Source organism: Variovorax sp. J31P179 (genome assembly GCF_030316985.1).
GTDB lineage: Bacteria > Pseudomonadota > Gammaproteobacteria > Burkholderiales > Burkholderiaceae_C > Variovorax > Variovorax ginsengisoli_B.
Map to the genome: position 1 here is coordinate 1 of NZ_JASZYL010000012.1, position 14583 is coordinate 14583.

The 14583-nt window shown below is 66.5% G+C and carries 11 protein-coding genes; all 11 read right to left on the reverse strand.

The features are described from left to right. Positions 1-1360 (reverse strand): methyl-accepting chemotaxis protein (locus QTI17_RS26155; protein ID WP_286536607.1); only part of this gene is annotated, 1360 nt, incomplete at its 3' end. A gap of 45 nt (positions 1361-1405) precedes the next feature. Continuing rightward, a complete protein-coding gene (locus QTI17_RS26160) occupies positions 1406-3121 on the reverse strand; it encodes a methyl-accepting chemotaxis protein (RefSeq protein ID WP_286536608.1) in 1716 nt (571 codons plus the stop codon). 30 nt (positions 3122-3151) lie between these two features. Beyond that, positions 3152-3664 carry a chemotaxis protein CheW gene (locus tag QTI17_RS26165; RefSeq protein WP_286511327.1) on the reverse strand — a complete coding sequence of 171 codons (513 nt, stop codon included), beginning with the start codon at positions 3662-3664 and terminating at the stop codon, positions 3152-3154. A 15-nt stretch (positions 3665-3679) separates the two neighbouring features. After that, positions 3680-5263: a methyl-accepting chemotaxis protein gene (locus QTI17_RS26170; protein WP_286536609.1), complete on the reverse strand. Its 1584-nt coding sequence runs from the start codon at positions 5261-5263 to the stop codon at positions 3680-3682. A gap of 6 nt (positions 5264-5269) precedes the next feature. Further along, positions 5270-6853 carry a methyl-accepting chemotaxis protein gene (locus tag QTI17_RS26175; RefSeq protein ID WP_286536610.1) on the reverse strand — a complete coding sequence of 528 codons (1584 nt, stop codon included), beginning with the start codon at positions 6851-6853 and terminating at the stop codon, positions 5270-5272. A gap of 78 nt (positions 6854-6931) precedes the next feature. Further along, positions 6932-8485 carry a methyl-accepting chemotaxis protein gene (locus QTI17_RS26180; protein ID WP_286536611.1) on the reverse strand — a complete coding sequence of 518 codons (1554 nt, stop codon included), beginning with the start codon at positions 8483-8485 and terminating at the stop codon, positions 6932-6934. Positions 8486-8555: 70 nt separating this feature from the next. Then, complete coding sequence (locus QTI17_RS26185) at positions 8556-10124, reverse strand: methyl-accepting chemotaxis protein (protein WP_286536612.1); 1569 nt, start codon at positions 10122-10124, stop codon at positions 8556-8558. Positions 10125-10164: 40 nt separating this feature from the next. Next, positions 10165-11865, reverse strand: coding sequence for a methyl-accepting chemotaxis protein (locus tag QTI17_RS26190; protein ID WP_286536613.1), 1701 nt, complete (start codon positions 11863-11865; stop codon positions 10165-10167). 37 nt (positions 11866-11902) lie between these two features. Then, positions 11903-12418: a chemotaxis protein CheW gene (locus QTI17_RS26195; RefSeq protein ID WP_286536614.1), complete on the reverse strand. Its 516-nt coding sequence runs from the start codon at positions 12416-12418 to the stop codon at positions 11903-11905. A 49-nt stretch (positions 12419-12467) separates the two neighbouring features. Beyond that, complete coding sequence (gene flgJ / locus QTI17_RS26200) at positions 12468-13436, reverse strand: flagellar assembly peptidoglycan hydrolase FlgJ (protein WP_286536615.1); 969 nt, start codon at positions 13434-13436, stop codon at positions 12468-12470. Positions 13437-13443: 7 nt separating this feature from the next. Further along, entirely contained in the window at positions 13444-14583 is a 1140-nt protein-coding gene (locus QTI17_RS26205; RefSeq protein ID WP_286536616.1) for a flagellar basal body P-ring protein FlgI, read from the reverse strand.

Sequence of the window (14583 nt, forward strand, 5' to 3'; positions counted from 1 at the left end):
CCATGATGTCGGTCACCCGCTTGACGCTGTCGACGATCTCTTCCATCGTCTTGCCGGCTTCCGCCACCTGCTTGCTGCCTTCCTCGACCTTCTCCACCGAGTCGCCGATCAGGGTCTTGATTTCCTTGGCCGCCGCCGCCGAGCGCTGCGCCAGGCTGCGCACTTCCGACGCCACCACCGCGAAGCCGCGGCCCTGTTCACCGGCGCGTGCGGCTTCCACCGCCGCGTTCAACGCCAGGATGTTGGTCTGGAAGGCGATGCCGTCGATCACGCCGATGATGTCCACGATCTTGCGCGACGAGGCGTTGATCGAGCCCATCGTGTCGACCACCTGGCTCACCACGCTGCCGCCCTTGACGGCCACTTCGGAAGCCGAGACCGCGAGTTGGTTGGCCTGGCGGGCGTTGTCGGCGTTCTGCTTCACCGTCGAAGTCAGTTCTTCCATCGACGCGGCCGTTTCCTCCAGCGAGCTCGCCTGCTCTTCGGTGCGCGACGACAGGTCCTGGTTGCCCGTGGCGATCTGGCCCGAGGCCGTCGCGATCGTGTCGGTGCCGGTGCGGACTTCGCCGACGATCTTCACCAGGCTGTCGTTCATCTCCTTGAGCGCCCGCATCAGCTGGCCGGTCTCGTCCGTCGTGCGAGCCTCGACGCGGCTGGTCAGGTCGCCGGCGGCCACGGATTGCGCCACCTTCACGGCTTCGGCCAGCGGCTTGGCGACGATGCGGGCGATCCAGAGTGCGAGCAACAGGCCCAGCACCACGCTGCCCAGCAGGCTGCCGATGACCCAGAGCCGGGCATCCTGATAGACCGCGTTGCCGGTCTCGTCCGCCTTCCTGGCACCCACCTCGTTGACTTCGGCCAGGGTGTCGAGCATCTTGCTCAGTTCGAGATTCAGGCGCAGCGATTCGCCGCGGACCATGGCGACCGCCTCTTCGTTCTTCTGGGCGCGGGACAGGGCGATGACCTTGTCATGCTCCAGCGCGTACTGGCCCATCGCCTTGACGAATTCCGGGTAGACCTTCTTTTCTTCCGGCTCGGAGATCAGCTTCTCGTAGGCGCCGCGGCTCTTCTGCAGGCTGGCCCAGGCATCGGTCATCGACTTCTCGTAGCCGGCCATGTCGGCCTCGGTGCTCGACAGGATGTGCTGCAGCTCCATCGAGCGATAGCGCGCCATCAGGCCCTTCATTTCGAGCAACGAGCGCGTGGCGGGCATCCAGTTGGTCGTGATGTCGGTCGACATCTGGTTGACCTTCGCCAGCTGCATCACCGAAAAGACGCCGACGAACACGGTCAGCGCCAGAACGATGACGAAGGAGATCAGGAGCTTGCTCGCGATCCTGAGGTTGTAGAACGCATTCATGTGGATTCCCTGTTGAGGCCTTGAGGCCAGTCATGTGTTTTCAGTTCAGAATTCGGTCCAGTCGCCCGCGGCACTGGCGGCCGAGGCGAGCTGCGGCGCGCTGGCGCCCTTCTTTTCGATGGCCGGCGCAGAGGTCCTTCGGGCGGCCTTCGGCGCCGCCGCCGCGACGGCAGCGGGTCGGCCGAAGGCCGGTTCGCTGCGTCCGCCGGTGGCCGCATCCAGCTTGAAGACACCGACGGCCTTCACCAGGCTCGATGCCTGCTCCTGCAGCGACCCGGCAGCGGCCGCGGCCTCTTCCACCAGCGCCGCGTTCTGCTGCGTCACCTGGTCCATCTGCGTGATCGCCTGGTTGATCTGCTCGATGCCGGAGGTCTGCTCCTGGCTGGCCGCCGTGATCTCGCCCATGATGTCGGTCACCCGCTTGACGCTGTCGACGATCTCTTCCATCGTCTTGCCGGCTTCCGCCACCTGCTTGCTGCCCTCTTCGACCTTTTCCACCGAGTCGCCGATCAAGGTCTTGATCTCCTTGGCCGCCGCCGCCGAGCGCTGCGCCAGGCTGCGCACTTCCGACGCCACCACCGCGAAGCCGCGGCCCTGCTCGCCGGCGCGTGCGGCTTCCACCGCCGCGTTCAACGCCAGGATGTTGGTCTGGAAGGCGATGCCGTCGATGACGCCGATGATGTCCACGATCTTGCGCGACGAGGCATTGATCGATCCCATGGTGTCGACCACCTGGCTCACCACGCTGCCGCCCTTGACGGCGACTTCGGAAGCCGAGACCGCGAGTTGATTGGCCTGGCGTGCGTTGTCGGCGTTCTGCTTCACCGTCGAGGTCAGTTCCTCCATCGACGCGGCGGTTTCTTCCAGCGAGCTCGCCTGCTCTTCGGTGCGCGACGACAGGTCCTGGTTGCCCGTGGCGATCTGGCCCGAGGCCGTCGCGATCGTGTCGGTGCCGGTGCGGACTTCGCCGACGATCTTCACCAGGCTGTCGTTCATCTCCTTGAGCGCCCGCATCAGCTGGCCGGTCTCGTCGCGGCTCTCGATCTCGATGCGCGCGCTGAGGTCGCCGGAGGCCACCGTCTGCGCCACCTTGACCGCCTTGTCGATCGGCCTCGTGATGCTGCGCGAGATCAGCCACGCGAAGAGACTGCCGATGAGCACCGTCAGCACGCCAAGGGCCAGCGTCAGCGAGAAGCTGCGGGCGTTGGCGGCATCGATGGCGCGGCTCATGTCGTCGATCGCCTGGCGCTCCATCGACAGCAGGTCGAGCACCCGGCTTTCATAGGCCTTCGCGGCCGGCAGGAAAGCGTCCTTGAACACGCGCTCGGTCTCCGCCGCATTGCCGCCGGCTTTCGCCTTGCCCACCACGTCCTTCGCCGCCTGGTACTTCGCACGCAGCTCGACGATCGACTTGTAGGTCTGCTTCTCGCCGTCGGTGACCAGCAGCGCCTCGACCTTCGCCATGGTCTCGCTGCCCCGCTTGACGCTGTCGGCGATCACTTCGGCGAAGGTCACGGGCAGCGTCTCGTCGGTGGTCTTGGCGATCATCGACGTCCGCGCGATGGCCGAATAGGTCAGCACGTACCAGTCGGAGATCAACCGCTCCTTGGCCAGCGGACTCTGCATCATGCGGCGGGTGGCTTCGGCGTTGTTCCGCGCGCTGACCAGGGCCGCGGCGGTCGAGACGATCGTCAGGCCCAGAACGATGGCGAAGCCGATGGCGAGGCGTGTTCCGATACGGATGTTGGGCAGGAGGGTCATGGTGGTACTCGACGCAAAAAGAGGTTGGTATCAGGCCGCGACGGCTTCGATCAGGCCCATCTCGTCGCTGGACATCAGGCGGTCGATGTCGACCAGGATCAGCATCCGCTCTTCGAGCGTGCCCAGCCCGATCAGGTAGTCGGTGTCCAGCACCGAGCCCATCGCCGGCGCCGGCTTGATCTGCTCCGGCGTCAAGGTGATCACGTCCGACACGCTGTCGACCACCATCCCGACCACCCGGCCGCCGATGCTCAGCACGATCACCACCGTGAACTGGTCGTAGCTCGGCGTGCCGAGCGCGAACTTGATCCGCATGTCGATGATCGGAACGATGATCCCGCGCAGGTTCACCACCCCCTTGATGTAGTCCGGCGCGTTCGCGATCCGGGTCACCGCGTCGTAGCCGCGCAGCTCCTGCACCTTCTGGATGTCGATGCCGTATTCCTCCGCGCCCAGCGTGAAGGAGAGGAACTCGAGCGGCTTGTCCGCGCGTGCCGGGTTCGCCACGCCATCGGCGGCGGGCTTCGATTGAACTGTGCTCATCTTGTCGACTCCTGTTTAAGACTTGAAAACACTCACTGCATGAACCAGGCTTTCGGCCTGCTCCTGCAGCGACTGCGCCGCGGCGGAGGCTTCCTCCACCAGCGCCGCGTTTTGCTGGGTGACCTGGTCCATCTGCGTGATGGCCTGGTTGATCTGCTCGATGCCCGAGGTCTGCTCCTGGCTGGCGGTCGTGATCTCGCCCATGATGTCGGTCACCCGCTTGACGCTGCCGACGATCTCCTCCATGGTCTTCCCGGCTTCACCGACCAGCGCGCTGCCGGCATCGACCTTGCCCACCGAGTCGTCGATGAGGCCCTTGATCTCCTTGGCGGCCGAGGCCGAGCGCTGCGCGAGGCCGCGCACCTCGGCGGCGACGACGGCGAAGCCCTTGCCCTGTTCTCCGGCGCGTGCGGCTTCCACCGCCGCGTTCAGCGCCAGGATGTTGGTCTGGAAGGCAATACCGTCGATCACGCCGATGATGTCGACGATCTTGCGGGAAGAAGCGTTGATGGAGGCCATGGTGTCGACGACCTGGCCGACGACTTCTCCGCCCTTCACCGCGACCTCGGAGGCCGACACCGCCAGTTGGTTGGCCTGGCGCGCGTTGTCCGCGTTTTGCTTGACGGTGCTGGTGAGCTGCTCCATGGACGCCGCGGTCTGCTCCAGCGAGCTGGCCTGCTGCTCGGTGCGCGACGACAGATCCTGGTTGCCGCTGGCGATCTGGCCGGACGTCGTCATCACGCCGGTGACGTTGCTGCCTACGTCGGCGACGATCGCGAGAAAGTTGGCGCTCATCTGGTTCAACGCGCGCAGCAGGCTCTTGGTCTCGTCCTGCGGCCGGATCTCGAACTTGGCCAATGCGCCGCCCGCGATCGCCTGCGCCACGCCCACCGCCTGCTCCAGCGGCCGGAAGATGGTGCGGCTCATGAACCACCCGAAGCCGATCCATGCGAGTGCGCTGCCGACGGTCGCGGCGGCCAGCAGGCCGGGGAGCCAGCCGGCGGCGGAGGCGGACGCGAGACGCGTGGCCTCGACCCAGCCGACGGCGCCGATGCCCACCGAGAGCACGGCCGCGGTCGACGTCGCTGCGATCACGCGGCTGCGGATCGGCAGGCGACGCAGGCCGCCCATCGGGTCCGACCATCCCTTGCGGACCACCTCGCCCTGGCGGATCGACACGCCCCGGGCCAGGCCCTCGCGCATGCTTCGATAGAGCGCGTCGGCTTCATCGACATCCGACCGTTCGGGCTTGCTGCGAACCGACATGTAGCCTTCGGCGACTCCGTTGCGGCGGATCGGCGTCACGTTCGCCTGCACCCAGTAGAAATCGCCGTTCTTGCGGCGGTTCTTGACGAATCCGGTCCAGGGCAGGCCGCGTCCCAACGTGTCCCACATGTCGGCGAAGGCCTCGGGCGGCATGTCCGGATGCCGGACGATGTTGTGGGCCTTGCCCATCAGCTCTTCGAGCGTGTAGCCGCTGACCTCCACGAAGGTCGGGTTGACGTAGGTGATGCGCCCCTTCAGATCGGTGCGCGACACCAGCGCCGCGTCTTGCCGCAACGGGTATTCCTGGTCGGTGATGGGTAGATTGACTCGCATGCTCTCTCAGTGCTTTTCGGATTCGGATTCAAGCCTGAACATGCTCACGACTTGCGACAGGCTCCCGGCCTGCTCCTGAAGCGACTGCGCCGCGGCCGAGGCCTCTTCGACCAGTGCCGCGTTCTGCTGGGTCACCTGGTCCATCTGCGTGATCGCCTGGTTGATCTGCTCGATCCCCGAGGTCTGCTCCTGGCTGGCCGCCGTGATCTCGCCCATGATGTCGGTCACCCGCTTGACGCTGTCGACGATCTCTTCCATCGTCTTGCCGGCTTCCGCCACCTGCTTGCTGCCCTCCTCGACCTTCTCCACCGAGTCGCCGATCAAGGTCTTGATCTCCTTGGCCGCCGCCGCCGAGCGCTGCGCCAGGCTGCGCACTTCGGAGGCCACCACCGCGAAGCCACGGCCCTGCTCGCCGGCGCGAGCGGCTTCCACCGCCGCGTTCAACGCCAGGATGTTGGTCTGGAAGGCGATGCCGTCGATCACGCCGATGATGTCGACGATCTTGCGCGACGAGGCATTGATCGAGCCCATGGTGTCGACCACCTGGCTCACCACGCTGCCGCCCTTGACGGCGACTTCGGAAGCCGAGACGGCGAGTTGATTGGCCTGGCGTGCGTTGTCGGCGTTCTGCTTCACCGTCGAGGTCAGTTCCTCCATCGACGCGGCGGTTTCTTCCAGCGAGCTCGCCTGCTCTTCGGTGCGCGACGACAGGTCCTGGTTGCCCGTGGCGATCTGGCTCGAAGCCGTCGCGATCGTGTCGGTGCCCGTGCGCACTTCATCCACCACTTTGGAGAGGCTGCCGCGCATGTGCTCGATCGCATGCATCAGGCTCGATGCGTCGCCGGCCTTCAAGGTCACGCTCGCTGCCAGGTCGCCCTGCGCAATGCGACGGGCTACGGCCGTCGCGGCAGCCGGCTCGCCGCCGAGCTGCTTCAGCAGGCCGCGCGAGATGGTCCAGCCGATTGCAAAGAGCGCGGCCGCCAGGACCAGGGCGCAGGCCGAGAATCCGACCAGCCGCTCCGCGATCCTGGCATGCACCGTGTCCACGTAGACACCGGAGCCGACGATCCATCCCCAGGGCTTGAACCCCTTGACGTAGGACACCTTGGGCACCGGCGTCTCGCTGCCCGGCTTGGCCCACTCGTAGGAAACGAAGCCGGCACCGCTGGCCTGCACGGTCTTCACGAACTCGGTGAAGATCGCCTTGCCGGTGCTGTCCTTGTTGTCCGACAGGTCCTTGCCCTCGAGCGCCGCGCTGATCGGATGCATCAGCATCTGCGGCGTCATGTCGTTCAGCCAGAAATATTCGTTCCCGCTGTAGCGCAGGCCGCGCAGCGCCTGCATAGCCTGTTCCTTGGCTTGCGGCTCGCCCAACACGCCCTTCTGCGCCAGGCCGTGGTAGTACACCAGGATGCCGTGCGCGGTCTCGACGGCCTGCCGCACGCTGGCCTGGCGCTCCTCCATGATGAGCTTCTGCTCGGAATACAGGAAAAGGCCGGTCAACGCGAATACGCCGAGGACCGCTGCGCAGACGAGCATGCCGAGCCGTCTCGCGATGGTCATGGAGCGGAAGTTCAGGAGCTGGGACATGCGGGGCCTGCGGGTTGAATGGACCCCCTGCTATCGGCAGCGAGAGGCGGATCCTGAAGGGTTGGCGAGAAATTCCGCTCAGCGGCCGGCGCCGAGCCTGAAGACGCTCACCGAGTTCACCAGGCTCGACGCCTGCTCCTGCAGCGACCCGGCAGCGGCCGCGGCCTCTTCCACCAGCGCCGCGTTCTGCTGCGTCACCTGGTCCATCTGCGTGATCGCCTGGTTGATCTGCTCGATGCCGGAGGTCTGTTCCTGGCTGGCCGCCGTGATCTCGCCCATGATGTCGGTCACCCGCTTGACGCTGTCGACGATCTCTTCCATCGTGCGACCCGCCTCCGCCACCTGCTTGCTGCCCTCCTCGACCTTCTCCACGGAGTCGCCGATCAAGGTCTTGATCTCCTTGGCCGCCGCCGCCGAGCGCTGCGCCAGGCTGCGCACTTCCGACGCCACCACCGCGAAGCCGCGGCCCTGTTCACCGGCGCGTGCGGCTTCGACCGCCGCATTCAACGCCAGGATGTTGGTCTGGAACGCGATGCCGTCGATCACGCCGATGATGTCCACGATCTTGCGGGATGAGGCATTGATCGAGCCCATGGTGTCGACCACCTGGCTGACCACGCTGCCGCCCTTGACGGCCACTTCGGAAGCCGAGACGGCGAGTTGGTTGGCCTGGCGTGCGTTGTCGGCGTTCTGCTTCACCGTCGAGGTCAGTTCCTCCATCGAGGCAGCCGTTTCCTCCAGCGAGCTCGCCTGCTCCTCGGTGCGCGACGACAGGTCCTGGTTGCCCGTGGCGATCTGGCTCGAAGCCGTCGCGATCGTGTCGGTGCCGGTGCGGACTTCGCCCACCACCTTCGCGAGGCTGTCGTTCATGTTCTTCAGCGCCTGCATCAGCTGGCCGGTTTCGTCGCGGCTGCCGATCTCGATGTGGCTGGCGAGATTGCCGTCCGCCACGGTCTCCGCCACTTTCACGGCCTCGCCCAACGGGTGGACGATGCCGACCGTCAGCCGCCAGGCGAACAGCCCGCCGACCGCCAACGCCACGATCGACAGCACGATCAGCGACATCCGGCCGGTGTCGTGCTCCTTCGCGATCGCCTGGGCCGACGCGTCGATCAGCCCGCGTTCATGCACCGACAGCGCATCGACGGCCTTTCCATAGTTCGCCAGCGCCGTCGTGAACTGGTTGTCGGCCAGTTTGTTGGCACCGTCCGCGTCGTTCGCCGCCTTGAGCTTGTTGAGCGCTGCGAGCAGTTCGAGCACCACGCGGCGTGCCTCGGCCACGTCGCCGTAGAGCTTCTTTTCCTCGGGCGAGACCAGCAGCGCCTCGAGCTTCTTCTGCAGCGGATTGATGAGTGCCTGGCCGCCGCCGAGTTCCTTCTTGAAATAAGCTTCAGTGGCGGGATCGCTGGCCTTCACGATCGCAAAAGTCCGCACGATGTTGGCCGCCAGCAAGGTCGACCATTCACCGACCATGCGCTCCTTGACCAAGGTCTTCTCGACCATCTCTTCGGTGGCGTTGCCCACGTTGGCCAGCCGCAGCATGCCGGTGGCCGAAAGAAGGGCCATCAGCACCAGCATGGCGGCGAAGCCGATGCCCAGGCGGGTGCCGATCTTCAGATTCTTCATACTCATCACACACTTCCTCACTTCATCGAACGATTGGATCGGCGTCGAAACGCCGCGGGTCTTGTCGTATGCCGGCTCAGCTGGCCCGCCCGTCGGACGGATTCATCTTGAAGACGCTCACCACCTGCGACAGGTTGCCGGCCTGCTCCTGAAGCGACTGCGCCGCGGCCGAGGCCTCTTCGACCAGTGCCGCGTTCTGCTGGGTCACCTGGTCCATCTGCGTGATCGCCTGGTTGATCTGCTCGATCCCCGAGGTCTGCTCCTGGCTGGCCGCCGTGATCTCGCCCATGATGTCGGTCACCCGCTTGACGCTGTCGACGATCTCTTCCATCGTCTTGCCGGCTTCCGCCACCTGCTTGCTGCCCTCCTCGACCTTCTCCACCGAGTCGCCGATCAAGGTCTTGATCTCCTTGGCCGCCGCCGCCGAGCGCTGCGCCAGGCTGCGCACTTCGGAGGCCACCACCGCGAAGCCACGGCCCTGCTCGCCGGCGCGAGCGGCTTCCACCGCCGCGTTCAACGCCAGGATGTTGGTCTGGAAGGCGATGCCGTCGATCACGCCGATGATGTCGACGATCTTGCGCGACGAGGCATTGATCGAGCCCATGGTGTCGACCACCTGGCTGACCACGCTGCCGCCCTTGACGGCCACTTCGGAAGCGGAGACCGCGAGCTGGTTGGCCTGGCGTGCGTTGTCGGCGTTCTGCTTCACCGTCGAGGTCAGTTCCTCCATCGAGGCAGCCGTTTCCTCCAGCGAGCTCGCCTGCTCTTCGGTGCGCGACGACAGGTCCTGGTTGCCCGTGGCGATCTGGCCCGAGGCCGTCGCGATCGTGTCGGTGCCGGTGCGGACCTCGCCCACGATCTTCACCAGGCTGTCGTTCATCTCCTTGAGCGCCTGCATGAGCTGGCCGGTTTCGTCCTTCGAGGCCACGTGGATGCGCGAGCTGATGTCGCCTGCGGCGACGGTCTCGGCCACCTTCACGGCTTCACCGATCGGCCGCGTGATCGATCGCGTGATGAACCAGGCAATCGCAGCGCCCAGCAGCACGGCCATCAGGCCGAGTCCCAGCATCAGGCCGCGCACACGCTGGTACTCGGCGGCTGCGGCGGCATTCGCCTGTTCGGCCCGCCGGGTCTGGTAGTCGATCATCGCGTCCACCGAGGCCAGCGTGGCGCGCACGGCGGGAGCGAACTTCTTCATCAGGAGTTCGGTCGCTTCGACGTTCTTGTTCTGCTGCGCCAGTTCGATCAGCTGGGCGCTCAGGGGCGCCGCCACCGCCAGCGTCTCGTCGATCCTGGCCAGGAAGGCCTTGCCTTCCGGCGTCACGACGATCTTGGCGAGCGCGGTCTTGGTCTCGGTGAACAGCTCGCGCGCCGATCCGATCTTTTTCATCTGTTCGCGCATCGCCGCCTCGTCGGTCAGCAGCACCAGTTCAGTTCCGTAGCCGGCGATGTCGCGAATCGAATCGAGCATCTTGTTGGCCAGCGCCACCTTGACATTGTTGTCATGGACCATGCTGTCGAGGCGCGCCTGGATGCCGCCGAGGGAGTTCAGGCCGAGTGCGACGATCGCCGCCAGGAACAGCAGAACGACGGCGAAGCCCATGCCCAGGCGGGTGCCGATTTTCAGATTGGAAAGCGCGTTCATGGTGGTGGCAACAAGGTGTCCTGGAGTAGATGTGAGGGTTTCAGAATTCGGTCCAGTCGCCCGCGGCCGCGCTGGCCGTCGCCGGCGCAGGCGCCGGCTTCGAACGGGCGGGGGCCGGAGCCGGCGATGGCCTGGATGGCGCCCGGCTCGGCGCAGCTGCCGCGACAGGCGTACGGGCCGGCGGAGCAACCGCTGCCGGCCCGTCGTCGAGCTTGAAGGTGCCGACGATCTGCGACAGGTTGCCGGCCTGCTCCTGCAGCGATGCGGCGGCCGCCGCGGCCTCTTCGACCAGTGCCGCGTTCTGCTGCGTCACCTGGTCCATCTGCGTGATCGCCTGGTTGATCTGCTCGATCCCCGAGGTCTGCTCCTGGCTGGCCGCCGTGATCTCGCCCATGATGTCGGTCACCCGCTTCACGCTGCCCACGATCTCTTCCATCGTGTGACCCGCCTCGGCCACCAGCGCGCTGCCAGCGCCCACCTTGCCCACCGAATCGTCGATCAGGCCCTTGATCTCCTTGGCCGCCGCCGCCGAGCGCTGCGCCAGGCTGCGCACTTCCGACGCCACCACCGCGAAGCCGCGGCCCTGCTCGCCGGCGCGTGCGGCTTCCACCGCCGCGTTCAACGCCAGGATGTTGGTCTGGAACGCGATGCCGTCGATCACGCCGATGATGTCCACGATCTTCTTCGACGATGCGTTGATCGACGCCATCGTGTCCACCACCTGGCTCACGACCTCGCCGCCCTTCACCGCCACCTCGGAGGCCGAGGCCGCGAGTTGATTCGCCTGGCGTGCGTTGTCCGCGTTCTGCTTGACGGTGCTGGTGAGTTCTTCCATCGAAGCGGCCGTTTCCTCCAGCGAGCTGGCCTGCTGCTCGGTGCGCGAGGACAGATCCTGGTTGCCCACGGCGATCTGCCCCGAGGCGGTCACGATCGAATCGGTCGCGGTCTTGATGCGCCCGACCAGGTCGGTCAAGGTGTCTTCCATCTCGCCCATGCCGCGCAGCAGCCGGCCGAAGTCGCCGCCGCGATCGGTCTCGAACTCCTGGCTGAGGTCGCCCGAGGCCACGGTGTCGGCGATCAGCAGCGCCTCGTCGATCGGCTGAACGATGCTGCGCGTCAGCAGCCAGGCCAGGATCGATCCGAGCGCCAGCGCGATCGCCGCCAGCACCAACAGGTTGACGCGCCCCGAGCGGTAGAGTGCATCGATCGCATCGGCCGACTTGTCGATCTGTGCCTGTTCATGCGCCAGGATGGCGCGGATGCTGGCGTCGTAGCTGTCGAGCGTCGGCACCAGCTTGTCCCTGGCGATGCGCATCGCCTCGTCGTGCTGGCCCCCGGCCTTGAGCTTGAGAAGCATGCTGCGCAGCTCGATGTAGTCGGCGCGCTTCTTCTTGATGTCGGCGACCAGCGCGATTTCTTCCGGCGAGTCCAGCATTTCCTCGAGCTGCTTCTGGGTCTCGGAGATCGTGACGCTGATCTTGCTCATGCCCTTCTGCAGGTAGTCCTGCACCTGCGGGTCATCGGTGTTCAACAGCGCATAGGTCCGCACGCTGTTGGTGCTGGTGCCAAGCAGCCAGCCCGCCGCCAGGCGCTCCTTGGCGAGCGAACGCTTCGCCATCTCGTGGGTCGCATCGCCGACCGCCTGCAGCCGCAGCACGCCGATGCCGGCGATGGCGGCCACCAGGGCCAGGATCACGGCGAACCCGCCACCCAAACGGGTGCCGATCTTCCAGTCTTTCATTGCGTCTCCGATTGCCAAGTTGTTCCAGGTGACTGCGTCAGGCCGCCAACTTCTCGATCAGCCCCATGTCGTCGCTGGACATCAGGCGGTCGATGTCGACCAGGATCAGCATTCGTTCTTCGAGCGTGCCCAGCCCGATCAGGTAGTCGGTGTCCAGCACCGAGCCCATCGCCGGCGCCGGCTTGATCTGCTCCGGCGTCAAGGTGATCACATCCGACACGCTGTCGACCACCATCCCGACCACCCGGCCGCCGATGTTCAGCACGATCACCACCGTGAACTGGTCGTAGCTCGGCGTGCCGAGCGCGAACTTGATCCGCATGTCGATGATCGGAACGATGATCCCGCGCAGGTTCACCACGCCCTTGATGTAGTCCGGCGCGTTCGCGATCCGCGTCACCGCGTCGTAGCCGCGCAGCTCCTGCACCTTCTGGATGTCGATGCCGTATTCCTCCGCGCCCAGCGTGAAGGTGACGACCTCCAGGCGGTTCGCGGTCGCATTCGCGGCGGCAGTGCCGGCCGCATGGGATGGAGGGCTCGAGATCTCTGCCATGGGGTTCCTTGGAGTCGGATGGGAAGGTTGTTCGGATGGATATCGGCAGTCAGCCGAATTTCTGCATGATGCGAACCAGTTTTTGTCCGTATTGCGGATCGGTGGCGTAGCCCGCGCGCTGCAGGCCGTGCGCGGCTTCGGTCGGGTCGTCGGTCGCCAGCACGTTGGCGTAGCGCGGGTTGCGCGTCATGAAGCGTGCGTAGTCGGTGAAGGCCTCTTCATAGGAGCCGTAGGCCCTGAACTTGGCGCGGATGCGCTGCGGCTCGCCGTCCACGTACTCGGTGGTGGTGGTCTCGACCACCGGCCCCTGCCAGCCGCGGTCGGCCTTGATGCCGAACAGGTTGAAGCTCTGGGTGCCGTCGTCGGCGCGGATCTCGCGCTTGCCCCAGCCCGATTCGAGTGCCGCCTGGGCCAGGATCAGCGGCGCCGGCACGCCGCTGGCGGCGCTCGCGGCCTGCGCCGAGGCACCCATGCGGTTGACGAAACTGTCGACATGGCCCTGCAGGTTGGCCACGGCGCCCGCCGTGCCGCCCGATCGGTCGTTGTTGACCTTGTAGGCGCTCAGGTCGACGCGGCTGGAAGGCGCCGAGCCGAGCGGGATGCCCGCCTGCGGCGACAGCGGAAGGCCGCCGCGCGGCGCCAGCGACATGCCTGCCGGGTTCGGCTCGCGTTCGTCGGTGCCGGCAGCCGCCGAGCGCTGCAACTGCGCCAGCATGGCCTCGGCCAGCCCCAGGCCCCAGCCGGAGAGGTTCTGCGCCAGCTGCTGGTCCAGCATCGAGGTGTAGATCTTCTCGTTCTGGCCGTCGAGCAGGCCGCTGGAAGGCGTCGCCTCCCGCATGCTCTTCAGCACCATGTTCATGAACATGGCCTCGAACTGCCGCGAGACCTGCTTGAGGCCTTCTTCGGGCGAGGCGCGCACGGTGCGCCGCAGGGCGTCGACGCCCTGGACGTCGAGTGCGAAGCGCTGGTCGAGCGCACCGGCGCGATCGACCCCTGTGTTGGCTGCGGAAATCGCCATGCCGGCCTCAGATGATCTCGAGCTCGGCGCGCAGGGCGCCGGCCGTCTTCATGGCCTGGAGGATGGACACCAGGTCCGTCGGGTTGGCGCCCAGCGTGTTGAGGCCCTTGACCACGTCGGCCAGCGAGGCGCCGCCGCGGATCATCTGGAGCGCGCCGCCCGGCTGGTTGATCGAGATCTCGGAAGTCGCAGAGGTCACGGTCCGGCCGTTCGCGAACGGACCGGGCTGGCTCACCAGCGGGTCGGTGTTGATGACCACCGACAGGCTGCCGTGCGCCACCGCGCAGTCGTTCACGCGGACCGCCTGGTTCATCACCACCGAACCGGTGCGGGCATTGATGACCACCTTGGCCACCGCCTGTGTCGGCGTGATCTCCAGGCCTTCGAGCCGGGCCAGGAAGCCGACCCGCTCCTGCGCCGATTCGGGCGCCCGCACGCGGATCACGCGGCCGTCGACCGCCTCCGCCAGGCCGCCGCCGAACTGCCGGTTGATCGCCTCGACCGCCCGCTGGGCGGTGCCGAAATCGGAGCGCATGAGTTCGAGCGTGACGGCGCCCTCGCCTCCGACCGCGGCCTCGACCGCGCGCTCGACCGTGCCGCCGGCCGGGATGCGGCCCGAACTCAACTGGTTGATCTGGACCTTGCTGCCGTTGGCCGATGCACCTGCGCCGCCGACCACCATGTTGCCCTGCGCGATGGCATACACCGCGCCGTCGGAGCCCTTGAGCGGCGTCATCAGCAGGGTGCCGCCGCGCAGGCTCTTGGCATTGCCCATCGAGGACACCGTCACGTCGATGGTCTGGCCGGGCCGCGCGAAGGCGGGCAGCTGCGCCGTCACCATCACGGCCGCCACGTTCTTGAGCTGCATGATGCCCACTTGCGGCACCGTGATGCCGAGCTGCTGCAGCATGTTGTTCAGGCTCTGCGTCGTGAACGGCGTCTGCATCGTCTGGTCGCCGGTGCCGTCGAGGCCCACCATCAGGCCATAGCCGATCAGCGGGTTGTCGCGCACGCCCTGGATGCTGGCGAGCTCCTTGAGCCGCTCGGCATGCGCAGGCACGGCCAGCAGGAACGCGCAAGCCGCGGCGAACGCTGCAAGAGGCTTGGCGAAGCGCGTCGAAGCGCGCGAAGAGGGGGTGTTTTTCAT